8 protein-coding genes and 2 pseudogenes are annotated in these 25,891 nt (G+C 67.3%); 9 read left to right on the top strand and 1 reads right to left on the bottom strand.

Features of this window, described 5'->3' with window-relative positions:
• The first annotated feature begins 295 nt into the window (after positions 1-295).
• Positions 296-901, top strand: coding sequence for a transposase (locus tag AB0C96_RS41020; protein ID WP_362925156.1), 606 nt, complete (start codon positions 296-298; stop codon positions 899-901).
• Here AB0C96_RS41020 and AB0C96_RS41015 read toward each other — a convergent pair.
• Positions 902-1,141, bottom strand: a pseudogene (locus tag AB0C96_RS41015) (dihydropyrimidinase); the annotation flags it as partial.
• Between the two features lie 1,264 nt (positions 1,142-2,405).
• On the opposite strand from AB0C96_RS41015, the pseudogene AB0C96_RS41010 reads away from it, so the two are divergent.
• The 8 genes and pseudogenes from AB0C96_RS41010 to AB0C96_RS40975 all read left to right on the top strand — a co-directional run.
• A pseudogene (locus AB0C96_RS41010) lies at positions 2,406-2,557 on the top strand (argininosuccinate synthase); the annotation flags it as partial.
• A gap of 347 nt (positions 2,558-2,904) precedes the next feature.
• Positions 2,905-4,731: a DUF262 domain-containing protein gene (locus AB0C96_RS41005; RefSeq protein ID WP_362925155.1), complete on the top strand. Its 1,827-nt coding sequence runs from the start codon at positions 2,905-2,907 to the stop codon at positions 4,729-4,731.
• Positions 4,728-5,768 carry a CBS domain-containing protein gene (locus AB0C96_RS41000; RefSeq protein WP_362925153.1) on the top strand — a complete coding sequence of 347 codons (1,041 nt, stop codon included), beginning with the start codon at positions 4,728-4,730 and terminating at the stop codon, positions 5,766-5,768. Before AB0C96_RS41005 ends, AB0C96_RS41000 begins: the two co-directional genes overlap by 4 nt.
• Before the next feature lie 141 nt (positions 5,769-5,909).
• Complete coding sequence (locus AB0C96_RS40995; RefSeq protein ID WP_362925152.1) at positions 5,910-7,121, top strand: serine/threonine-protein kinase; 1,212 nt, start codon at positions 5,910-5,912, stop codon at positions 7,119-7,121.
• 105 nt (positions 7,122-7,226) lie between these two features.
• A complete protein-coding gene (locus AB0C96_RS40990) occupies positions 7,227-10,331 on the top strand; it encodes a DEAD/DEAH box helicase (protein ID WP_362925150.1) in 3,105 nt (1,034 codons plus the stop codon).
• A complete protein-coding gene (locus AB0C96_RS40985; RefSeq protein WP_362925148.1) occupies positions 10,331-15,958 on the top strand; it encodes a hypothetical protein in 5,628 nt (1,875 codons plus the stop codon). Before AB0C96_RS40990 ends, AB0C96_RS40985 begins: the two co-directional genes overlap by 1 nt.
• Positions 15,955-22,761 (top strand): DEAD/DEAH box helicase, encoded by a 6,807-nt coding sequence (locus AB0C96_RS40980; protein ID WP_362925147.1) that lies wholly within the window; start codon positions 15,955-15,957, stop codon positions 22,759-22,761. Before AB0C96_RS40985 ends, AB0C96_RS40980 begins: the two co-directional genes overlap by 4 nt.
• Positions 22,758-25,082 carry a UvrD-helicase domain-containing protein gene (locus AB0C96_RS40975; RefSeq protein ID WP_362925145.1) on the top strand — a complete coding sequence of 775 codons (2,325 nt, stop codon included), beginning with the start codon at positions 22,758-22,760 and terminating at the stop codon, positions 25,080-25,082. The genes AB0C96_RS40980 and AB0C96_RS40975 overlap by 4 nt, the downstream gene beginning before the upstream one ends.
• Positions 25,083-25,891: the final 809 nt, after the last annotated feature.

The raw sequence follows: 25,891 nt of genomic DNA, 5'->3' as shown, positions 1-25,891 counted from the left end.
AGAAGGCGCTGAACCAGTTCTCGCTCTTCTTCGAGGACCGGCTCAACACCATGTGAACCCCAAGGACTTACACAAAGTCACTTACACGCCCCCGTTCGCCTGACAGTGGCTGAGTCGGGTCGGTAGTTGTGTGGTGTGAGATACCCATAGGGCGGCGGTTTGACCGATGCCAAGAGAGCGGCGAGGGAGCGGATCCGGCTGGAGGCGGTCGGTTGCTTCGAGAACGGGGCAAAGAACCGGGAGATCGCGGTCGCGCTGCGGGTGAGATCGAACGTGATGACGGGGCCGTGGAGTTGTGGAAGAGGGAGGTGTGGCCGCAGGTAAAAGCACGGCGGCGGACCGCGGAGCCTGGATCGTCTTCGAGGACGAGGCCAGTCAGTCGCTGAGGCCGCCACGCGCGAGGTCCTGGGGCCGCATCGGCCGGACGCCGGTCGTCCGTTTCCGGGGCCGGGGCTCCGGACGGGTTTCGATGGCGGGAATGGTCTGCTTCCGACACGGAGACCGGTCGAGGCTGATCTACAGCTTCCGCGTCCACCGGGGCAGAAAGGGCGAACCCAAGGGATTCGCCTGGCAGGACTACCGCGACCTCATCGTGCGGGCGCACACCCAGCTCAAAGGCCCTATCGTCCTGGTCTGGGACAACCTGCGTACCCATCTCATGCCGCAGATGAAGGCTTTCATCGCCGCGAACGAGGACTGGCTGACCGTTTTGCACTTCCCGTCCTTCGCACCCGACCTCAACCCGCAGGAGGGCATCTGGTCTCTGGTGAAACGGACGATCGGCAACCTTGCCGCCGCGAACCTCGGCCAGCTCGCCGTGGCCGTGAAGCGCAGCCTCAAAAGACTCAGTACCGACCGCACCTCATCGACGGCTACCTCATGGGCACCGGCCTGGCCATAGGCCCGTTTCGAAGGTGTCGGACGAGAACGTCCCACCGAACGGGAAGTCCAGGTGGGTGTGGGCATCGACGCCGCCCGGGATCACGTACTTGCCCGTGGCGTCGAGGACGCGGTCCGCGGTCCACTGTTGCGTTCCGGTGGAAGCGATGGCCACGATGCGACTGTCTTCGATCAGGACATCTGCGTGGATCTCTTCGGCGGCCGTGATGACGAGGCCACCGGTGATCAGAGTGCGGGTCATCCTTCGCGCCTCCTTGCGCCCACCGGGTACTTCCGTGATCCCGATGCGGTCGTCGAGTGGAATGTGCCCCTGCGTGCCCTGAGAGGGCGGCGCAGTACGGGTGGTGGAGCCGGTCGTGGCACTCCGGCCTCATCGAACGAGTCGGTGTCTGCACGAGGCGCGGCAGTCTCAGCCGCGCCCGCCGGCCGCTCCCCCGGCGTCTCCCGCCTCACCGGACGGGCCGCGCCGGTCGTCAGGACGTCCCCGGTCACCGTGGCCAACGTGATTCTTGAGTGACGAGGGCCCGCCGACGATGAGGTCGTCAACCACAACGGCGTAGCACTTTCGCAACTACGCGAACGGGAGCGGGGGGAGCTCGTTCAGCGTGTCCGCGACGAGGAGGCCATGAAGTGCGCCAAGGGCGTGGTGATCGGCCTTATCACCTTGCTTACTCTGATCACGTGGTCACGCGCCAACCGTGACGATGGGCGGGGCACTACAACTAGCCAACGTGCCAGAACACCGGAAGGTCGATGGACTGCTGGTGATCCACGGCTCTGCCCGTGGCGGCAGTCGGTGAGTACGGGAATCGCCGCGCCGATGGGAACTGAGTAGCCGTGGACGATCCGTGGACGCGGCCAAGCCTTCCAACATGACGTAGGCCCTTGAACAGCAACGATGCCAGAGTCCCAAGGGCTTCCGGAGCCGCGTGCGCAAGTACGAATCCTGTCCAGAACACGCACCCACAATCAACGGCTACGAGAGGTCGTACGTGCCCTCGACCGTGACCACGGATCCGGAAGACCGCACGTTGTGCCCTTTCCCATCAGTCTCGTCCCCGCCGAGGACTCGAACCTGCGGCCAAGCCTTGCGTCAGGTTCTGCGTCGTGGTCTCCGTCAGGGCATCGCACCGAGCCCGTGTGCCGTACCACATTCTCAGCCCACCCAGTTGCGCCGGCGATCACCCGTGCACGCCCCCTGGCGGCCTGGCTCACGTACACAACCGCGTGCACAACCAGTGCACAGTCACGCGGGAACTCCCGGGAAACCGCAGGTCAGGGAGGGACGTCCATCCGGACGCGCAACGGCCCCGACCCGGGCGTTTGCACAGGTCAGGGGCTGAGTGGCGGACGAGTCGGCCCGTACGCCGGGGAAAGGCGACGCTTTGGTCGGAAGGCGTTGCGACCTGCGCGTACGACGCGACGCGGCCGCCGTGATGCACATGGCGTGCACGATCGCGCGTGACGGCTCGGCACAACAAGACGTGGGCGGGTTCCAGCGAGTTCACCACAACGCGGGACGGCGCCTCTGTCGGCTGGTCACGAGGGCCGCTGACTGGCCCCACAGGCGCCGATGGTGCGCGAGTCGCTACAGTGCCGGGTCGGTGCGGCCGTCACCGGCGAGGTGACGCTGCGGCTGCGGCGCGGTGAGGGCTACGAAGGCCAGTCCCGCCAGCGATGCCGCCCAGGCGCCCGCGACCGCGCTGATCATCGCAGGTCACGCTTCACACCTTATGGATCAAGGACGACAGTCGATCGCCGTGCCGTCCTCCAGAGCACAGATCGCGCAGGAGGCAGCCAGGGTACGTGAGGCGAAGAACTGGTCTGCGGGCAGTGCTGCGGCGGATGGGCAGTGATGTCGGCCAGCCGAACTGGTAACCGCCTGCTCAAACCCAGCCCTACGCAAGGAATGTGACCATCCGTCAAGATCCGGTTGACGTGGAGGTAATCGCTTGGTCGAATGGCCTGGAGGGCAGTGATCGTGAGGGTGGGGGTACGGAGCACGTGGCAGCGCTCGACAATGTGAAGCTCAAGACGCTCCTCAGCGACGTAGCGTCAGGGGTGCTCCAGCTCCCGGACTTCCAGCGGGACTGGAAATGGGACGACGACCGCATCCGGGCCATCATCGCGACAGTGACTCTCGACTACCCGATGGGTGTCGCAATGACCTTGGAAACCGGGGGCAGCTCGCCGTTCCGAGCCAGGCCCCTCACGGGTGCGGAAGCCGTGGAGACCGGGGAGCCCCACCTCCTGCTCCTGGACGGTCAGCAGCGGCTCACCTCACTGTTCCAGGCGCTCTACGTTACGGACAGCCCGGTCCTCACCACCAATGCCCGGGGGAATGCCGTTCGGCGGTGGTACTACGTCGACATCGAGAAGGCGACCGGAGCGTCCGCCGACCGCGATGAATCGATCGTCTCCGTTCCCGAGGACCGGGTCCTGCGCGCCGATTTCGCCCGCCGGGTCGTCCACGACCTCACCAACACCAAGGGCGAATGCGGGGCCGGTCTCTTTCCGCTCCGCATCGTCTTCGACACACAGCGAGTGAACGCCTGGCGGCGGGAGTACGAGAAGACCGACGAGGAGCGGAACTTCGATCTGTGGTCCCGCTTCGAGGACCAGGTGCTCGAGCCGGTTCGCTCCTTCCAGGTTCCCATGATCAAGCTCGCAGCATCGACCTCGATGGACGCGGTCTGCGCCGTCTTCGAGCGTGTGAACACCGGCGGCGTGCCCCTCAACGTCTTCGAGCTGCTCACAGCCACGTACGCCGGCGACCGCGGGTACACCGATCGGGTGGGCGATTACTACGATCTGTCGACGGCTTGGCGCACCGTGAAGGAGAACCTCACCACCCGTCACCCCGCGCTCGGCCGTCCCGAGGTTGATCTCGACGACGGGCTCAGCAGCAGCGACTTCCTTCAGGCGGTGGCACTGGTGCGGACCTGGCAGCGGAAGCAACAGGATCCCGGCGTCGGCGTCTCGTGCAAAAGGCGTGACCTCCTGGAGCTCCCACTGACCGACTTCGAAGCGTTGGCGCCCGTCCTCGAGGAGGCCTTCGGCTGGGTGGGCGGGTTCCTCCGGTCCCAGTGCATCGTCCGCACTGCCGATCTGCCGTATCGCACCCAGCTGGTGCCGCTCGCCGCGATCCGGGCCATCCTGGGTGAGGAAGCCGACGATGCCACCGCGAAGGAGAAGATCACCCAGTGGTACTGGTGCGGTGTCTTCGGGGAGATGTACAGCGGTTCCACCGAAACCCGCTTCACCCGTGACGTCGAGCAGCTCGTCGGCTGGATCCGGAACGGCGAAAGCGCACCGGACACGGTCAACGACGCCTACTTCTTCCCGGATCGGCTGGTCACTCTCAAGACCCGGAACAGCGCCGCGTACAAGGGCATCTACGCTCTGCTGATCAAGCAGGGGGCGGTGGACTGGCACTACACGGACGCGCCCCTGGCGCCCGGCCGCCTCGAGGAGTACGGGGTAGATGTCCGGCAGATCTTCTCGCGTGGCTGGCTCCGCCGGAACCTCGACGACAGTTACCCCGCGAACTCCATCGTGAACAAGACCCCGCTGTCCCTGCGAGCAGCCCAGGCTCTCACCGGTGCCCCTGCCGCCTACCTCGAATCGCTTGCTGCCGGCGCCGACATGCGCCCCGAGTGGTTCGAAGACGTCATCGCCACCCACCTCATCGATCCCAAAGCCTTGCGTGGGAACGACTACGTGAAGTTCTTTGAAACCCGTGCGGCGCAACTCGAGGAGCTGGTGTACCAGGCCATGGGGAAGCGGACGACCGTCGTCAACGGCATCCCCGACGCCGAGGCCGACCGGTGAGTGGCAAGCCCAGCCCGCAGGAGCTCATCGCGCTCAAGGGCCAAGAGATGCGGGTCGACAAGCTTCTGGAGCTGTTCTCCGTCCGCGTTCGGTATGCCTGGACGGTTCGCGAGGTGACCCAGGCACTCGCCGACGTCGGCCTGACGACCCTGCCCGACTTCTCGACGTGCAATCCCTACACCGCCGTACAGCTCGTTCCGCTGGCCGTCGCGCCTGCCGAAACAGGGGACGACGAGGCTGCCGCACAGGCGGAGCCGTTGCCGTCGGCAGCACTGCCTCAGCGGCTCCTGATCGGCGATCTGCCGGCCGCGTGCGGCGGCGTGGCCAGCGTGACGCGCAACGCCGACCTGTCGCAGGCGACCTACCTCATGCGTCACCACGGTTACGCCCAGATCCCCGTCACCAGCAATATGACCACCTTGCATGGCGTCGTCACCTGGCGCTCGCTGGCGCTCATGTACGAGAACGGCAAGCCGTCGACGCTCGAGAACGCCATGCAGCAGGACTCCCTCCCCGTGGCCGACACCCGTCAGGAGTTCTTCAGCTGTCTGCCCCAGCTCACCGAACACGGCTACCTGCTGGTGCGCGGCCAGGACGGCGGACTGTCCGGCATCGTCACGCACCGCACAGTGATCGAGCGATTCCAGCACACGGCGCGGCCCTTCTTCCTCTTGGGTGAGATCGAATCACTGCTGCGCCGGTGGCTGGGGACGGCCCTGGACGGGGAAGCGATCCGGGCGGTGCAGAACAAACGCAAGGTCGAGGACCGCACCGGCAAGGTCGAGGACCTGGCCTTCGGCGACTACGTCTACCTGCTCAACGGCAATCAACGGAAGCAGTCCATGGCGGAGCAGGCCGATCGGAACTGGGCAGCGCTAGGACACCCGTCGCTCAACCGTGAGCAGTTCATTCACCACCTCGAGCGAATCAAGGCGATCCGGAACCGCATCGCCCACTTCGATGCGGAGCCGCTGCCCACGGCGGACATGCGTGAGCTGACCGCCTTCACCGCCCTCCTTCGGGACTACGTCGGCTGAGAGGTGGGACGGGCTCGTCCCGTCCCGAGACGGGTCTTCACACGTCAATGGCCGAAGCGTCATCGTCGTCATATGAGCGGGAACTGAAGTTGAGTTGAGGGGTGCGGCGACATCGTCGGGTGTGAGGGGGATGCGGGAGACATGGCACAGGTGCCCGCACAGATCGGCCGGTACACGGTCGAACGTGAGCTGGGCTCCGGGGGGATGGGGCAGGTCTTTCTGGCCTACTCCCCCGGTGGTGACCCGGTCGCGGTGAAACTGATCCGCAGTGACAGGCTGGACCCGGCCACGCGGGCCCGCTTCGAGAAGGAAGCGCTGATCGCCCGCACCGTCGTGGGCACCAACCGAGTGGCTCGCTTCCTGGACGCCGATCCCTATGCAGAGAGGCCGTGGCTGGCAGTCGAGTACGTCCCCGGGCGAACGGTCCAGGAGCACGTGGCAGGCAACGGACCGCTGCCCGCACCGCTCGTCGCCAGCCTGGGGGCACTTCTCGCCGAAGGGCTCGCCGCCGTACACGCGGTGGGTCTGCTCCATCGTGACCTCAAGCCACAGAACGTCATGCTCGGCAGATACGGCCCGATACTGATCGACTTCGGGCTCGGAGCCTTCCTGGACACGACCAAGGACACGCTCTCCCACAGCGGAATGATCATCGGCACCGTACGCTGCATGCCTCCGGAACAGGCATTGGGGCAGAAGAAGGTGAAGGAGCCGGCCGATGTGTACGGGCTCGGCACGATATTGCTCTACGCCGCCACCGGCCACTATCCGTACGACGGGGCGCGCTGGGAGGCGATAGCCACGCAGGTGACGAGCCGTCAGCAGCTCCCGGACCTGAGTGGACTTCCTGCTTCCCTCATTCCCCTGGTGACGAAGATGCTCGCGCACGACCCGGCCGACCGGCCGGCCCTGAGCGAGGTGACCAGGCAGTGCGTGGCGATCCTGGGTGAGGTGGGGCTCTCGCCCGCCAACGCCCGGCATGCCCTCATCGACGTCACGACCGCGTCGGACGGTGGTACGGACACCCGCCCGGTACCGGACGGTGCCCCCTCGTCTTCTCTGTGGGAGCGCATCGCGCGCCTCGCAGAGCCTCTCGACAGTGATGAAGACGAGCAGGCCAGCCCACTCGACCGGACGCCGGAGACTGACGAGACCACCGGTGCCGCGCAGCAGGCGCCTCCCGGTCCTCCGGTCGCCGACGAGCCGGTCGTCCCGCCTCCCGTTGCAGGTGAGGGATCGACCGCCGCCACCCCCGAACCGTCGGCGACGATTCCACGAGTCGGCCGTAGACCGGCCTCCTGGGTGGTCGCGGAGAACCTGCGGTCCCGGTACGCGACACACGCCGCGCTGTAGCGGCCGAAAAACATATGCATTGATTGTCAAGAGCAACAAGAGGCAAGGGAGCGGCTCGTGACCAGCGTTGCGGGGACCGGCAGCGGTCAGGGCGCCTTAGATGAAGTGAACGCGGACGGCATCGCACTCGACGGTACTGGTGGCGTCGCCGGGCCCGTCAACAAGATCACGTACGCACCCGGGGCCCAGGTTCGGGTGCGGGACGAGCAGTGGCTGGTGAAGAAGGTCACGAATACCACCCATGACGGCTGGATGGTCGAGGTCACCGGAGTCTCTTCCCTGGTCCGTGGCACCGACGCCGTCTTCTACGACAAGCTCGACCACATCGAGGTCCTGGACCCGAAGAAGACCCGGCTCGTCGCCGACGACTCCCCCAACCACCGCAAGGCCCGCCTCTACCTCGAAGCGGTCATCCGCAAGACGGCCCTGCCGCAGACCGAGCGCGGCCTTGCGCTTGCCGACAACTTCCTCATGGACCAGCAGACGCACCAGCTGCGTCCCGCCGAGCTGGCGCTGTCCATGAAGAACCCGCAGCCCCGGGTGCTGATCGCCGATGTCGTGGGCCTCGGCAAGACCTTGGAGATCGGCATCCTGCTCGCCGAGCTCATCCGTCGCGGACGTGGCGAGCGCATCCTGGTCGTCAGTCCGGCGCACGTGCTGGAACAGTTCCAGCGCGAGCTGTGGACACGCTTCTCCATCCCCCTGGTGCGACTGGACTCCACGGGTATCCAGCGGATCCAGCAGGACATCCCGGCCGGCCGGAACCCGTTCGCGTACTTCAAGCGCGCGATCATCTCCGTGGACACGCTCAAGAGCGATGTCTACGCCCACCACTTGGAGAGCACCGACTGGGACGCGGTGGTGATCGACGAGTCCCACAATCTCGTCAACCGGGGCACCAAGAACAACGACCTCGCCCGCCTCCTGGCGCGCCGTACGGACGCACTGGTCCTGGCCTCGGCCACACCGCACAACGGAGATGCGGCGTCCTTCGCCGAGCTGATCCGGATGCTGGACGAGGCGGCGATCGCGAACCCGTCGGAGTACGAGGTGCACCACCTCGACCACCTCTACATCCGGAGAACGAAGACCGACCGGGAAGTGCGGGACTCGCTCAAGGGCGTGTGGAAGGACCGTGGCCCCTCGCAGCCCGTGCCCGCCGCGGCGGGGCCGAAGGAGCGAGCCGTCTTCGAAGAGCTGGCCACCCGCTGGATTCCTCGTGATCCGTCCGCCTCCTCGGTGTGCGCCGACCCGATGGTCGCCTACAACCTCCTCAAGGCGTTCCTCTCCTCCCACCGCGCGCTCCAGGACTCGATCACAGCCCGTCGCACCACCCTCGAGAAACCCCTGAAGGTGCGGCCCGGACAGGATCCCGCCGTCCGTGAGGCCGCGCGACAGACCGAGCGCGCGGCCATTGTGGACCTGCAGCGGCTCGCCGCAGACATCGGTGATGACGACTCCGCGAAGCTCGATGTCCTGGTACGGGAACTCGAAGAGATCGGCGTCGGACCGGGGTCCGAGACGCGTGTCGTTGTGTTCTCCGAGCGGATAGCCACTCTGAAGTGGCTGGCCGGGACGGTGCCCGCCCGGCTCGGCTTCCGCCCCGCCGGCCGGCCCGACCCGAGCGAGACCGGGTCCAAGCCGTGGCTCGCCTACGGCGGCGTGGTCCAGGTGATGCACAGCGAGGCCACTCATGAGGACAACCAGAAGAAGATCATCGAGAAGTTCGGTCTGCGCGACGATCCGCTGCGCATCCTGTTCACCGGTGACGTCGCCTCCGAAGGCGTCAACCTCCACCAGCAGTGCCATCAGCTGATCCACTACGACCTGCCGTGGTCTCTCATCCGCATCGAGCAGCGCAACGGCCGTATCGACCGCTACGGCCAGAGCAAGGAGCCCCAGTTCCGGGCCTTGGTCCTCACCAGCGACGTGGAGTGGCGGACCGCCGACGAGACGGGCGAGCCCTTGCCCCTGGACGACCGACTGGTGGGTGCCAAGCTCCTGGAGCGCGAGGAGGAGGCCCACCGGATCGAGGGCTCGGCAGAAGCGGTCACCGGCCTGTACCGGGCCCAGGAGGAAGAGAACCGGCTGACCCGTGACCTGGTAGCGGGCCGTACCGTCGAGCAGTCCATCAAGCAGTCCAGCGGCGGCGCGCAGGCCATGCTCGGCCGGCTGATGGGGAACGTCGGCGCCAAGCCGGTAAAGGACGACGTGCGGTACGCGACCGTGCCGAGCCTCTTCGGGGGCGCCAGCGCGACGGCCGCCTACTTCGACGAGGCCCTGCGGCAGATCTACCCCACGGGCGCAGGGGATGCGCTCACGTTGCGCCAGGAGGAAGTCAAGAAGCACGACAGGGTGCTGGGCACCCTCATCGCCTTCGAACCGCCAGCGGACCTCGCCTACCGCCTCAAGGCCTTGCCCAAGTCGTACCTGGTCGAGCAGGGCATCCTGGCCACGTCGAAGAAGGAAGGGCGGCTGCGCATCACCTTTGACAAGCCGCTCGCCGACGATCGGCTCGCGGTGGCCCGTGAGACCTCCAAGTCCCAGTGGCCGAACGTCAGTTATGTGTCCGATATACACCCGGTACTGGACTGGGTGACGGACAAGGCCCTCGCCGCACTCCGCTACGACGAGGCGTTCGTCCTCGCCTACCGCTCCGATCCGGAGGCCGCCAAGAAACTGGACGAGCATCTGCCCGGCGCGTTGAACGGTCCGGTCTGTCTCGTCCAGGGCATCTACTCCAACGCCGTGGGACGCCCCACCGTCGTCGAGTGGATGGCCATCGTCGGGCTGCCTGATGCCCCCCGGGTGTTCCGTATGGATTCCCGCTTCCTCTCCGCCTGCGGTGTCAGCCCGAAAATGCCGGGACGTGCCGCCCCGCAGAACCTTGAGGCACTCCAGGCCCTGGTGCCTCAGGCCATCGATGAGGCCACGCGCTGGATCACCGAACGGGAGGGCGAGTACGCGGAGCGGATCGATGCCGTCCTCGCACCGTACGAGAAGCGCGTCAAGCAGTGGCGGCAGGACGCCCTCTTCGCCTCGGCACGCTCCCGGAAGCAGGAGCAGAGCGTGCAGCTCACCGCGAGCCGCCGCAAGGCTCTGGTCAAGTCCCTCAGGACTTCCGGGGCCCCGATGCTGCGCCTGCTCGCCGTCCTGGAGCCCTTGTCCGACGCCCCCGCCGCACCTGTTGACGGAGAGACGACCGACTGATGAGCACCGACTTCGACTCGTTCGCCAACCGCGGGGAGTACCTTTCCGCGCACTACTTCGCCGAGCAGCTCGGTTCGGACCTGAAGAAGGGCATCCTCGCCACCTGGGCCGACCGCGAGGGCGACGAGCTCGACTCGCGTCCTACCCCGCGCGAAATGCTGCGCGCCCTGCGCGGCACCTACCTCGCGGAGCAGTACCGCGGTTTCTTCGCAGAGCACGCCAAGGCGGATGCCGATGACGATGCCTACGAGCAGGGCGCCGCCTTCGAAGCCCGGCTGAACACCTACCACGACGGGGAGTGGTGCGACCGCCTCGCCGACTGGCACCAGCAGGTCCTCGCGGCTCTCGGCTTCCCGGCACCCGGATCCGTCCCGGACGCAGCGCAGGCCGACATCCCGAACCCTGCACGGGATCTGACGGTTCACCGGGCGGGACGCGAGCACACCGTGCAGGTCGCCTGGCACGGCGACGGCATCGTGGCGGTCGAATGTGGTTGGTCGGCAAAGAACGACGGCGTCCTCGACGCCGACGGCTACGGCCGCCTGCTCCACCCGGTGCGGGTCAGCGGCAGCGAGGTCTATGACACCGGGCAGGCCCTCGCCACCTGGCTGTTCCAGAGCGAACTCGGCGAGGAGGGCGGCCCCGCCCCGCGGTTCGTGCTCCTCCTGTGCGGCGGCGTACTCGTGCTCGCCGACCGGCAGGCCTGGGGCGAGGGCCGCTATCTGGCCGTCAGCCTCGACGCCGCCCTGGAGCGCAACGACCGCAAGCAGTACGGCGAACTCGCCACCATCGCGGCGCTGTTCAGTCGCGACGCACTAGCCCCCGCCGAGGGCGGTACGGGACCGGCCATGGATGCGCTGGTCAAGGCCTCACACGACAATGCGGTGGGGGTCTCGGGCGAGCTGCGGGACGGCCTCCAGAAGTCCGTCGAGATCATCGCCAACGAAGTACTGGCCCGGCTGGACGAGGCCGGGATCGAACCCCGTCAGATCGAGAATCCCGATCTGCCCTTCGCCAAGCAGCTGACCCGCGAGTCGCTGCGCTACCTCTATCGCATTCTCTTCCTGCTCTACGCCGAGGCCCGCCCGGAACTGGGCATCCTTCCCGCCGACGACGGCTCCTACGAGGCCGGCTACTCGGTTGCCCGCCTCCGCGACCTCGTCGAGCGTGACGAGCAGCTGGTCGAGTTGGACGCATGCACGGGATTCCACCTCTACGCCTCGCTCGACGTCCTCTTCAACAAGGTCAACAACGGCCACCGTGCCTATGGCACTGAAGAGAACGACGAGCGGCCGGGAGATGACGAGGAGACCCGCAAGCTCAAGGCCAAACGCCGCAGCGAGGACCGCGGCCTGCGCTTCGAACCGCTGCGCAGCACACTCTTCGAGCCCACCTCGGTCCGCCTCATCGGCACCAGCGTCCTCGACCCGCGCAGCGACGAGGACGATGACCCAGCCTGGCTCGACCTGCGGCTGCGCAACAGCGCCCTGCACGAGGTGCTGCGCCTGCTCACCATGAAGAAGGCCAGGAAGCGGGGCGAGCGCGGCGGTTTCATCTCGTACCGCAACCTCGGCATCAACCAGCTCGGCGCGGTGTACGAGGGCCTGATGTCGTACACCGGCATCATCGCCGAGCAGGAACTGTGCGAGGTCGCCAAGAGCGGTGAACCGGAGAAGGGATCGTGGCTGGTCCCCTCACAGCGGCTCAAGGAGTACCCGGAGAAGACCTGGGTCGAGTACGACGAACGCGACGCGGCCAAGGGGCTGCGCGGCCCGAGGAAGTACCCGAGGGGCTCGTTCGTCTACCGCCTCGCCGGACGCGACCGCGAGACCTCTGCCTCGTACTACACGCCCGAGTCGCTGACCAAGGTCACCGTCGAGCTCGCTCTCAAGCACCGCCTGGACCAGGAGAAGGACCCAGAGGGCAACGTCGTACGAACCCGAGCCTCGGAACTGCTGAAATACCGGATCTGCGAGCCCGCACTGGGGTCGGGTGCCTTCCTCAACGAGGCGATCAACCAGGTCGCCGAGGAGTACCTGCGGCGTCGGCAGGACGAGCTGGGCACCTCCATACCGACGGCGGCCGCGCTGACGGTGAAGCAGAAGGTCAAGGCGTATGTGGCCCTGCACAACGCGTACGGCGTGGACCTCAACGCGACGGGTGTCGAACTCGCCGAGGTCTCCTTGTGGCTCAACACCATGCATCCAGGGATGCGAGCTCCGTGGTTCGGTTTACATCTGCGGCGCGGCAACTCGCTGATCGGCGGGCGGCGGGCCGTGTATGCGGCGGACGATCTCGTCTCGAAGGACAAGGCGTGGCTCAAGGCCAAGGGCACGCTTGCTCCGACGCCGCTGCCGTTCCTGAAGAACGGGGTGGAACAGCCTCTCCCCGACGGCGCGGTGCACCAGTTCCTTCTGCCCAGCCCCGGGTGGGCGGCGGTCACGGGCGCGAGCGGTGACGCGAAGAAGCTGCTGGGCCAGTTGGCCAAGGAAGGGGTCGAGCAGCTCGGCGAATGGCGGAAGGGAATCCTCCAGCGACCCCAGCGCCGCCTGAACAAGAAGACCGGACAGCCGATCCGCGATGCCAGGACCGGCGACGAGGCAACCTCCCAGTACACCCGCCTGCGCGATGCCGCGCGGCGTGCCGAATTCCTGTGGTCGCTCGTCGTCAAACGGATGGAGCTGTCGGAGCGCGAGATCGCCCGCACCATCGATGTCTGGGGCGCCGACCCGAAGGACGAGGAGTTCGCCTTCCTGAGGCGCGCGGAGGAACAGAAAGACGGTGCCGCAGCCGTACGCCTGTCGAAGGAGAAGGTCTACGCGGATCTCTTCGACGCGGCCGACACCCCGTACTGGCGGCTGAAGAAGGTCATGGACGCCTGGTGCGCGCTGTGGTTCTGGCCCGTGGACCAGGCAGGCCTGCTGGACGGTACGGACGATACGTACCACGCCGCACCGGTGATCGGGGGTGAGGGCGTCCACGATTTCGGCGCGCTCCTGAAGGCCGCGTCGGCCGGCGGCAAGTCCGCGGAGGACGAACCGGCACCCGCGGCCGGTGACTCCGGCACCGCTGCCGACGCTCCGCCGCCGTCGCGCACGGACACGCCGCGCCTGGTGGAAGCCACAATGCTCTTCGACATGGCAGGGGACCAGATCTCTCTGTCCGACATGGAGCATTCCGGTGGCACGGTGCACGTTGACATGAAGGAGGCCGGGCCGTCGAAGACAACGGTCAAGACGGGGCGGGCGACGCCCCGCGCCGGCATCCGTCGTCGCCCGCTCATCCCGCTGAAGGATCTCGACGACTGGCTGGACTTCCTGGAATCCATGCTGGGCACCTGGTCGGTCCCGGAGGGCACGCTCAGCTCGTCCCTCACCACGCTCGCGGAGGTCAAGAAGTACGAGGAGGTCATCCAGGGCGAGATGGGGATGGACCCGACGGACCCCGAATCACGCTATCCGTGGATGCGGGGGGTCCGGGACATCGCCGAGGAGCAGGGGTTCCTGCACTGGGAACTGGACTTTGCGCTGGCCTTCGCCGAGGGGGGTGGATTCGATCTGCAGGTGGGGAATCCGCCGTGGGTGCGGCCTCGCTGGGACGAGTCCGCGGTTCTGGCGGAGCACGAGCCCTGGTTCGAGTTGGAGGACCGGGCTTCCGCGGCCGAGAAGACCAAACGCCGTGAGCAGCTCCTTGAGAAGCCCGAAGTCGCGTGTTACGTACTTGGCGAAAATACCGAGGTAAGCGCACAGGTGGCATTCTTCGGATCGTCTCAGGTGTATCCACTGCTGGCGGGTACACAGCCCGACCTCTACCGCGCCTTCATGTGCCAGGTGTGGGACCACAGCGCTCGCGCGGGTACGACCGGCTTTCTCCACTCCGACACGCATTTCACCGGGGAGAAGGAGGGGGCTCTACGGGCTGCCGCCTATCGCCGGCTCCGTATCCACGGGGACTTCGTCAATTCCGGGCAGCGATTCTTTCCGGAGCCAGTGGGCCACGCTACGCACTTCGGGGTCCATGTATATGGAAGCCCCGAGGAGATCGGCTTCGATCACCTCTCCTGGCTGGTGTCGACGGACTCGCTGCGCCTGTCGGCGGACCACGACGGGTCAGGCGATATACCCGGGGTCCGGTACAAGAACGCCGAGTTCGACGAGCGGCCGCATCGGGCTCGGGTCGTCCGTGTCGACCGGGAGCAGCTTGCGGTATGGCAACGGCTTCTTGACGACGACGGTCAACAGCCGGTGGAGCAGGCGCGCCTGCTGTTTCCTGTGAGTACGGGCGAAGCTTCGGCTATCACGGCCCTGGCCGAATATCCGGTGCGGTTGACCACCCATAGTCCACAGATTTCCCGTGGTTACGACGAGAGCGGAGCGAAGCGGGACAACCTGATTGACTACAACCGCCGCGACGCGACATCTGGCCAGGAATACCAGCCGGAGCGTTGGCGGCACGTCATTCTCAAGGGACCGCAGCTGAGCGTCGCCACCCCAGTGTTCAAGCGGCACGACGCAAACAGCAACGACGCCTACGGCACAGACCTGATGTCTCTTCCGGCCGACTACGTACCTGACACTGCCTACGTGCGTGCCGAGGGCAGGTCCATGGAGTATCTGACTGCTCAGGACCGCTGGGTTGATCACCGAGCTCTCGCACGGCTCCGTGCGGACGATCAGGCCGTCTCCCAGGCACGACAGCAAGTCGCCGATGCGGACGGGGTCCCGCAAGAAAAGGCTGATCCCCTGAAGGTGGACGCCGTGCTGGCTGCGAGGGCGCGGCGACGCTACACGGTCTTCCCTCGGCTCGCCTGGAGACGAAGGATTTCAGCGAACAGCGAGCGTGCCTTGTACGCAGCCTTGGTGCCACCTGGCACGGCCCACATTCATGGTGTACACAGCCTGGCGGTGCCTGAACCTAGGCTGACCGCCCTCGTGGCTGGATTTTGGGCATCTTTACCTTTGGACTACTTCATGCGCACTACCGGCCGGGACGATCTGCAGGTGGCAGGCACCAAGGCCATGCCCGCCCCCTCACCGGAACACCCGCTGGCTTCCTCCCTGCTCCTGCGAACCCTGCGCCTCAACTGCCTCACCAGCGCCTACGCTCCCCTATGGGCAGAGCTCTACGACCCCACCTGGCCCGCCTATGAGCCGTGGGCACGGAACTGGACAGGCCTTCAGCCCCTCCACGAAGTCACCCCCACCTGGCAACGCAACACCCCGCTGCGCTCCGAACGCGCCCGCCGTTCGGCTCTCGTCGAGATTGACGCCCTGGTCGCGGTCTGGCTCGGCATGGACCCCGACGCCCTCATCGCCGCGTACCGAGGCCGCTTTCCCGTACTCCAGAAGTACGAAGCCGCGAGCTGGTTCGACGCCGAAGGCTGGAAGCTGGCGAGCTATGCGCGGACAATCGGCCAGCGGCAGAGCAAGGAGAGCTGGGAGCAGTTCGTGGCGTACCAGGCCGACCCCGAGAACTCCCCCACCCCCGACGGCTACACCGCTCCCTTCCACAAAGCCGACCGCGAAACCGAAATGCGGGAGGCGCACGCCTACTTCCAGGCGCGGCTCGATGCCGCGGTAACCGCCGGCAAGTGGGACAACGCCAAGCAGGAGGTGCCTGAGTCGTGAGGCCCACGCTTGAGGCACAGGGGCTCAAGGAGAGCCTGCTGCAGTATCTGTCGACGACGTACGCGCTCACCGACGAGGGCGCGCGGACGGCGCTGCACCGGTTCCTGGGTGATGAGAATTCCGGGATGTTCCGGGGGCCGTTCCTCCGGCTGCGGACGCCGTTCGTTGCGGCGGACTCCGCCTGGGAGCGGTTCCTGGACTGGCGGCGGACCGACGGCTGGGTGCCCTACGCCCACCAGGCGAAGGCGTTTGAGCGGCTGTCGTCGGCGGGCAGCCGTACACCGCAGCCGACTCTTGTGACGACCGGGACCGGATCGGGCAAGACCGAGTCGTTCCTCTACCCCGTGCTCGATCACTGTGCCCGTGAGCGGGCCGCAGGGCGGGCAGGTGTCAAGGCCGTGTTCCTGTACCCCATGAACGCGCTCGCCACCGACCAGGCGCAGCGCATCAACGCGCTGCTGTGCGAGCACGGGGCGCTGGGGAAGGTGCGTGCCGGGCTCTACATCGGGGACAAGGCGGCTACTCAGTACGAGCGCGTGTACACCCGTCGCTCCGATATGTGGCTGTCGCCACCGGACATCCTCATCACCAACTACAAGATGCTGGATCTGATGCTCCAGCGGGCGCACGATGCCGGGCTGTGGGCGGACGCGGACATCCGGTACGTGGTCGTGGACGAGTTCCACACTTACGACGGGGCGCAGGGCACGGATGTCGCGATGCTGCTGCGGCGGCTTGCGGCGGCCGTCGGAGCATCCGAGGAAGGCCGGCCACTGGGCCGGATCTGCCCGGTGGCGACTTCAGCCACGCTCGCCTCCGGCACGGACCTCGACGGGCTGCGGCAGTTGCTCGAGGTGGCCACCCAGGTGTTCGGGACCCCGTTCGCCGAGGACGCGGTCATCGGCGAGAACCGGCAGTCGGTCGATGAGTTCGTACCGCCGATGGGGTTCGACCCGATGCTGCCGATGCCGGTGCCGGACGAGTTGGCGACATTGGCCGACCCGGCCCTGGGAGACGCGGAGTTCGCTGCTCTGGTCGAGGCGGTGACCGGCACGCGCGATACGGATCCCTTCCTCCTTGGACGTCACCTGAAGCAGCACATGCTGACCTCGGCGGTGATGCAGGCGCTCGACGGCCGGGTGCGGTCCGTGCCCGAGGTGCTGGACATGATGTGGCGCAGGGGCGCGCCGTCCTGGGGGCAGGCGATAACCCGGCATCCGGAGGTGGCGGCCTCGGCGCTGGCCCGGTTCGTGGCGCTGCTGTCCGTGGCCCGCGATCCGGCCTCGACTCCCGAGCGGCCACGGCCGTTCGTCCATGTCGAGGTGCACCAGTGGGCGCGGTCCGTGTCCCGTGTGGTGCGGGGCGTGCTGCCGTGGCCCAAGGCCGAGTTCCAGTGGGACGCGGCCGGGTCATCGGACGCGAAGGCGGACCAGCACGCGGGGACGGTCCCGGTGACCACGGCGACCGCAGGGCAGACGGCGAACCTGTTTCTGCCGGCGGTGTACTGCCGGGACTGCGGCAGGTCGGGCTGGGCGGTGTTCTCGCCGGAGACCGATGACGCCGATGTGCAGGTCGACTCCCACAAGATCCGGCGGGCGTCGGTCAGCCAGGACAAGATGCGGGTCCGGAATCTGATCGCGGCCACCGACCAGGAGGCTCTCGAAGGGGCCGGAAACGCCCCGATGGCCGAGGCCGGCCGCGGCGCCGGGCAGGGCAGCGGAACGTCGCTGTCGTCCGCGGGCGGCGGTCAGTTACGGGTGCTGGACGGCCCGCAACGCCGACTGCGTCTGCCTGATCCCGGCAAGGACTACGACCCGGAGAGCGGCCAGCCGCGCCCGGCGGGCGCCGATTCGGCGTTCGCGCTCGTCAATCTCGGTGACACGGCGACGACCGCGGCCGAGGAGGACTGGTGTCCGGCGTGCGGTTCGCGCAATGCGATCCGCTTCCTCGGTACCGGCCCGGCGGCGCTCGCGGCGGCCTCGATCACCCAGCTGTTCACCGGTGGAGAGCTGGACACCGCGTCGGGCGAGGACAAGACGCTGATGTTCAACGGTGCGGTGCAGGATGCCGCGCACCGGGCCGGTTTCGTCGCGAGTCGCTCGTACACCTTCTCGCTGCGCGCACTGTTCAAGAAGCACCTGTCGGAAGAGCAACCGACCGCGCTCAACGACCTGATCGCCGATGTGGTAGCGGCGACCACCGACCGTAAGACCCTGGCTGCGGTGGTGCCCACCGACCTGCACGACATCAAGGGCGTGCGGCGGCTGCTGTCCGGGCAGGGACGGGGCGGTGATCGGAGGACCTGGGAGCTAATCGGCGAGCGGTTCGCGTTCGAGGCGCTGATGGAGTTCGGGTTCCGCTCGCGCAACGGCCGCACCCTGGAGCTGACCCGGACCGCCGCCGCCCAGGTCCGGATTCCCGATCCTGCTGCGGCGATCGCCCTGGTGAAGGCCGCGCATACCGAGCCGTACGGGCGGGGCGGCGGGCTGCCGGTCGTCGAGCAGGACGACGCCCGCTATCTGGGCTTCCTGCGAATCTTCCTGGAACGGCTGCGGACGCGTGGCGCCATCGGTCACCAGTGGCTGGAGGGCTATCTCAAGGAGGCCGGGACCAGCCGGTACTTCATCTGGGGCAAGCGGCCGGTCGGCATGCGCGCCTTCCCGAGGGGTGTCGCGGCCCCGGTGTTTCTGCTGAGTGTGCCGAAGACGAAGAGTGAGTTCGACTTCGCGACCGGGCGGCTCTCCTGGTACGAGCGGTGGGCGCAGCGCTGTCTCGGCCTGCCGCGGGAGCAGGCGGCAGAGTTCTGGTCGCGGCTGCTGCCTGAGCTGGTGGCGGCGGGCCTACTCTCCGTACGGACGCCGGCCGACAGCTCGCTGCGGATCTACGGCCTCAAGCCGGGCGCGATCAATGTGCAGCTCCTCAAGGACGACGAGGTGAACGAGGCGTTTGTGCGCTGCCCGGACTGCTTCTGGGAACAGACCGTCCACCCCGGTCTGCTGGAGCAGTGGGACGGGCAGTGCTGCCCGTCGTATCGCTGCCGCAAGGGGCGGCTGGTGGCCGGGAACCGCGTGGAGGGGCTGGGAAAGCACTATCGGGACCGGAATTACCGGGCCGACTACTATCGGGGGCTTTACCGCAGGGCGGGAACGTACCAGGTGATCACGGCCGAGCACACCGGCATGCTCACGCGCCCGGAGCGGGAGCGGGTCGAGGACGCGTTCAAGCATGGCGCCGGGTTCAAGGACCCCAACGTGCTGTCGTGCACGCCGACACTGGAGATGGGCATCGACATCGGTGACCTGTCAGCGGTGGTACTTGCCGCGCTGCCCCGCCGGGCGGCGAATTACGCCCAGCAGGTGGGCCGGGCAGGCCGCCGTACCGGCAACGCGTTCCTCCTGACCATCCCCGACCGCAAGCGCCGCGACCTGTACTTCCTGGACCAGCCGCGCGAGATGATCGCTGGACAGATCATGCCGCCGGGCAGCCATCTGTCGGCAATCGAGATCCTGCGACGCCAGTACCTGGCGCACTTGCTCGATCTAGCCGCAAGGGGGCGCCTCGTACGCTCCGACGGCAAGCCGCTGCCCGCTGTTCCGTCGCATGCGCCGGACCTGTTCGGTCCGTCGGGCTATCTCGTTGACCTGGTCGACGCTGCACTGGCTGACGCGGAAAGCCTGGCCACACGGTTCCTCGTCCTCTTTCCGTCCGGGGTCAACGAACAGGCTGCCGCCGACCTGCGTACCTTTGCGAGCCGCAAGCTGCGGAGCACGGCAGAGGAAGCCGAACGGCAGTGGAAACGCGGCGAGGACGCCCTGCGCCAACGGCTCAACCACATCGCCGAAGCCCGCGACGAACTCCACGACAGCGACGACGAGCAGCGCATCCGCAAGGCCGAGCTCGACGCCGAGCAGCGGGCGGTGGGCAAGCGGCTGCTCAAGCGCGGCCTCACCACCGCGCAGCAGGCGCTCTGCGACCTCGGACTGCTGCCGAACTACGAGCTCATCGACGCCGTCACCACTCTGAACGCCACCCTCTACTGGCCCGACGGCACCGACCCGAACACCGGAAAGGAGAGGTTCGACTCCAAGCTCCGGTCCTATGACCGGCCGCGGCGCTACGCACTGTCCGAACTCGCCCCAGGCAACACCTTCTACGTCAACGGCTACAAGCACCAGATCACCGGTCTGGAGATCGGCAGCTCGGCCCGTCCGGACTGGCGGGCCTGGCGGTTCTGCCAGGAGTGCGGCTATGTCCGCACTGAGAACGCGAAGGAGGACCGCTCTCCGTGCCCGCGCTGCCACAGCGCGCGGATCGCGGACGACGGCTCGTGCCTGCACCAGATCATCGAGCCCACCATCGTCACCTCCCGTGACAAGCGCGAGGACGCGCGCATCGGCGACGACAAGGACGACCGCGAGCAGCGGTTCTACACGGTCGTGGACGCGGTCGACATTCCGTTGGAGGAGATCGAGCCGGGGATCTCCTGGCGGCACACCCGTGAGACCTTCGGTATCGACTTCTGCCGGACGGCCATGGTCCGCCGTATCAACGTCGGCCCGATGCGTTTCGACGCCAAGCACGAGGACGAGTTCGCCGGGCACGACGTCCGGATGGCACCGTTCCATGTGTGCACCGCGTGCGGGGCCGCGACCGCGGACGGCAAGCCGGTCTTCGACCACGACACCGATGCCCTCGACTCCGCCGCCGCCCGCAGCCCCAAGGTCAAGCACCATCAGCCGTGGTGCCCGCTGCGACGCGGCAAGAAGCCCGATACTGTGCCGCAGCAGCCCGTGCTCCTGGCCCACCAGCTGCGCACCGAAGCGCTGCGGGTGCTGCTGCCCGCGGCGACCGTGCTGGTCGACGAGAAGATCTACTCGTTCAAGGCCGCTCTGCGCCTCGGCGTCGACCGGCACTTCGGCGGCGACCCGCAGCACCTGGACACCACACTCGCGAAGATGCCCGACAAGGCCACCGGCGAGAAGAGGCACTTCCTGGTGCTCTTCGACCGCCTTCCCGGCGGCACGGGCTATCTGCACCGCCTGACCGACCCGGACGCCTTCAAGGCCACGCTCGCCGAGGCCCGGGCGGTGCTGCTCGCCTGCCCCTGCAAAGACGAGGGCCGACGGGCCTGCCACCGCTGTCTGCACCGCTACACCGAGGAACGCCGCCAGGACACCGTCTCGCGCCGGGCAGCTCTGGAAATCCTCGGTGATCTCCTCGGCCCGGTCGACGAGAACGGCGAACCGGCACGCGACGGCGAGGGCAACGTCGTCGACGCGTGGCAGGTCGACAGGGTGCAGACCACCGACCTGATAGGCCTGGACAAGCAAGTCGAGTCCGACCTCGAAGTCCGCTTCCTGGCCGCACTGCGGACCTGGAGCGACGGCCAGGAGGACGCGACTCTCGACGAGAGCGGCACGAACAGCGGCTACCTTCGCTTCACCGGTGGTACAAAGACCACCGGCTGGCGGCTGACGGCCCAGCGGAATCTGGCGTACACCCGCACCGATTTCACCTTCGAGACCATCGACGGCCCCCGCCGGTCGGTCACGGTTTTCCTCGACGGCCACCGTTACCACGCCACCCGCAAGCACAACCGCATCGCGGCCGACTGCGGCAAGCGAAACGACCTGCGCGCCGAGGGGCACATCGTCTTCCAGGTCACCTGGGACGAGCTGGAGTTGTTCGAGAAGGGCGAGGCGGCCAAGGCCGCGCCGGTCTGGCCGCCCTATCGGCGCAACGCGCAGGAGACCGCAAAGGACTGGTACGAGCAGATGGGCGGTGACCGCGCCCGTCTAGCCGGCGCAGTGTTCGCCAACCCCATCGACACCCTCCTCGCCTATCTGCGCAATCCGTCACGCGCGACATGGGGGCGATGCGCCAAAGCCCTGGTGGGCGGCTTCATGAGCGCGCCGGAGCCGCTCGCCCGGCAGGTCGCTCCGGCACCGGCCCGCGAAGCCGTACGCGCCGCGCTCACCGCGATCGGTGAGGGTGCACAGCCGCTGCCGGAGGCTGCGGCGGGCGACGGCGCCATGCTGGTGCTGCACGCCACCGACAGGCACGGTCTCCCACTGATCTACACCCTCGACACCTCCCCGGCCGACGACGCCGATCTCTTGCGCTGGAGCGCGATCGCCGTCCTCGACGACCGCCCCGAAGCCGTCGGCACCGACGAGCACAAACTTCGCTGGCGCTCCTGGCTCTACTGGTCCAACCTGCTGCAGTTCCTCGCCTTCACCGGCGGCGACGGCATCCAGCTCGCCACCAGCCAGGCCGCAGCCTTCCCCGTAGAGGTCCTCACGGTCAGCGGCGGAGTCGGCGAACTCGACTCGCTCATCGCCGTCACACGCCCCACCGCACTCGATTCCGCTCCCCAAGCGCACGTCCATGACGCCACTGAAGCACCCCGCACATCCGAGGAATCGGCGCTCGAACAGGCCGCGGCCGGGCTCCTTCGCGACACCGCTTGGGACGACGACATCCTCGAACTCCTGGAAGAGGACGAGCCCGACTCCGCCCTCACCCGGCTGGCCCGGAAGATCGCCCAGCGCGGCAAGAAGGCCCCGGTCTACGGCTACGAACTCGGTGAACGCGGCTGGCAGGCGGACTTCGCCTGGGCCGACCCGGACGTCAGGATCGCCGTCGTGGCCGACGCGCTGCCCCACAACGGCGAGGAACTCCGCAAGCGGGACGCTGCCTACGAAGCGAACGGCTGGACCGTACGCACCGCTTCCGCCTGGCTCGACCACTTTGACTCACTGATCGCTCAGCTCCCCGACACGGAAGGCCCGCATACCCGATGACCGCCCGGCTCAGCCTGTACCAGAAGGCCGAACAGGAGCTGTACAAGCTCGACCGCTCGGTCAAGGGGAAGTTCTACGACTTCTGCCACCGCTTCCGTCAGGACCCCGATCATCCCGGCCTCGACCTGAAGCCCCTCAAGGGTGACGGTCGCGTCTTCCGCGCCAAGATCGATCAGGCGTACCGGGCTCTCCTTGCCAAGGCGGGCACCGACGAGCACGGCCGGCAGAGCTGGCTGGTCGTCGCGGTGCGGCACCGCAAGCATGTCTACGAAGAGCTTTCCGTGGCCATCAACCGTATTACCGGTGAGATCGAATTCGTCGACCTGTCAGTCGTCGGCCAGAGCGTGCTGCAAAGGGCAGGCGTCACCCTCACCCCCGCCGACCCCGCCCCGGAGCCCGAACCGCAGCAGACACCCGCGCCGACCGAGCAGCAACCCACCGCCGCACCGGCCGCGCCGCTCCTGACCGGAGCCACCGGCGATGAACTGCGCGAACTCGGCGTCGCCGACCAGCTCATCGACCTAGCGCTCGCAGTCACCGAGAGCGCGGAACTCGATCAGTTGGTCGCCGGCGCTCCCTTGCTGTCCAAGGACATCCTCTACGGCCTCGCCGCCGGAATGAGCGTCGAAGCCGTACGCAAGGAGATCACCGCCCCAGTCGAGGTCGAACTCGACGACGGCGACCGGCAGGACCTCGGAGCGGCCCTGGCGCGCACCACCGTCACCACCATCGACGACGACATCCGCGAGATTCTGGAGGAAGGTGACTTCCGCGCCTGGAAGATCTTCCTCCACCCCACCCAGGCCAAGCTCGTCAACCGCCACTACCAAGGCCCTGCACGAGTCTCCGGCGGCCCCGGCACCGGCAAGACCATCGTCGCCCTCCACCGCGTAAAGCACCTGGCCAAACAGCTTCCCCCCGGTCACGGCAAGCCGATCCTGCTGACCACGTTCACCAAGAATCTCACCACCGACCTGCGTGCCCGCCTCGCCTCCCTCCTGGACCCCGAGCTCCTGGAGCGGGTCGAGATCGCCCATATCGACCAGCTGGCTGCCCGCGTCCTCAACGAGAACCCCCTCTCCGGCTCCGGCAAGCAGCGCATCTACGACAGCACCGCGATCACCATGCTGCGCCAGCTTCTGCTCGAACTGGACGAGAAGCGCTGGGACCCCGAATTCCTCTATGAGGAATGGGAGCAGGTCATCCTCGGCCAGTCCCTCGGCACCCGCAAGGCCTACTTCGATGCCCGCCGCGCGGGCCGCGGCCGTTCCGTCAACCGCCCCGAACGCGCCCAGATCTGGAAGATCCTCGAGCAGTTCACCGCACGCCTCGACAAGGAGAACCGCGAGACCTGGGGCCAGGCCGCCGAACGCGCCGCACGCTTCGAGATCGGACGTGACGCCAAGATCAAAGCCCGCCAGGAGCACAAGGACGCCGTCGACGGCAAGGACCTCATCCACCGCGACGACAGCTCCGGCATGCGCTACATCGGCCACCGCTACCGGCACATCGTCGTCGACGAGGCGCAGGACCTGCGCTCCGCCCACTGGAAGATGCTCCGTGCCATGGTCGCCGGCGGCCCCAACGACCTGTTCATCGCCGGCGACACCCACCAGCGCATTTACGACCAGCAGGTCACCCTCGGCACTGTCGGCATCAATATCCGCGGTCGCTCCTCACGGCTGACCCTGAGCTACCGCACGACCAAGGAAATCCTGGCCCGGGCCATGCAGGTCGTGGACCCCAAGGGCAAAACCGTGTCGTACGACGACCTGGACGACGGCACCGACACTCTCGACGGCTACCGCTCCGTACTTCACGGCCCCGCGCCCGAACTCGCCCCCTGCGACTCCTGGGACGACGAACTCGCCCAGCTCGCCACCACCCTCGTCGCCTGGCGCGAGGAACTCACCACGGGAAACGGAGGGAACGGCCCGCGCCGCGACCCGCGTGGCAACATCGCGGTCTGCGTCGCCGACCGCGACTCGGTCAACCAGGTCATGTACCACCTGGCCACCACAGCCGGCATCACCGTCGCCGAACTCACCAAGGACGGCCCCAAGGGCAACGGAGAAGTCCACATCGGCACCATGCACCGCTTCAAGGGCCTCGAATACCAAAAACTCGCCATCGTCGGCGCCCGCGACGGCGTCATTCCCCGCACCACAGTCGTCGACCGCTACCGCGACTCCGACCCGCAGCGCCACGCTCGCGAGGAACTCAAGGCACGCTCCCTGCTCTTCGTCGCAGCCACGCGCGCCCGCGACACCCTCCGGATCAGCTGGCACGACAAGCCGAGCCCGTACCTGCCAACCGCTTGACTCGCCGTCTACGGGAAGTTGTTCCTGCAACCTCAACTCGTTGAGAGTCTTTCCGACGAGGCACCCAACGCCCCCGATCAGGATGGTTTTCCCAGTTCAGTGCAGAAATGTGGATAGATCAGCTTATAGCGGAAGAAACATGTCACTTTCGGCGGAAGTTAGCGTGACCTGCGCATACGGCGTGCCGGGACCATCGCAATGCACATCGCGTGCACGATCGTGCGTGGCGGCTCTGCATCGCTGCATGTCGGCGACTTCCAGTGAAATCAGGAACGTTGATGCGGTCAGCAGCGGTCACGATTCCAGGGCCCCTCTGCCGGGACTCGGTACGCACCCCGCCCCATCGGTCTGCTCAGGCGGGAGCATCCGCGCTTGGACGCTCCCGTCCGGCTCGGGGGCGCCAGGGCGGCCATCGGCAGACCTGCCGGCGCGGGAATGCCGTACAGCTCGCCCGGACGGATAAACGCTCCCGGGGCGGTCCACGTCGGGACCGCTGGCACATCCGGTCGAACCTCGCCGAGGCCGTCGAGAAGACGGTTGTCCAGCGTCGCGCCCTGTTACGTGAACCGCCCGACCCCGCCAAGCTCCGGGTCAAATTGGCCATGGAGAGGCTGGAGATCGAACCGCTCTGCGCACCGAGACCACGGACAACCGGTCGGCTTTCCGACCGAATCCGAGAACAGCACGCTGCCGTCAATGCCCTCCCTCTAGGGGCAATACCGGTGATTTAGGGCTTCTTCCGGTGGGTCGGGGTGGTTCTGGTCGGCTTGGTGATCGTGATGCTCGGTGTCTGGGGGCAGGGTGGGTTG

The organism is Streptomyces sp. NPDC048506, assembly GCF_040651315.1.
Lineage (GTDB): Bacteria > Actinomycetota > Actinomycetes > Streptomycetales > Streptomycetaceae > Streptomyces.
Note: the sequence above shows the minus strand (reverse complement) of the source record. Positions and strands in the feature narration are given on the sequence as shown.

Bases quoted from the DNA above. Each gene is read 5' to 3' on its own strand.
- AB0C96_RS40985 (WP_362925148.1), top strand. From the start codon at position 10,331: ATGAGCACCGACTTCGACTCGTTCGCCAACCGCGGGGAGTACCTTTCC.
- AB0C96_RS40995 (WP_362925152.1), top strand. From the start codon at position 5,910: ATGGCACAGGTGCCCGCACAGATCGGCCGGTACACGGTCGAACGTGAG.
- AB0C96_RS40975 (WP_362925145.1), top strand. From the start codon at position 22,758: ATGACCGCCCGGCTCAGCCTGTACCAGAAGGCCGAACAGGAGCTGTAC.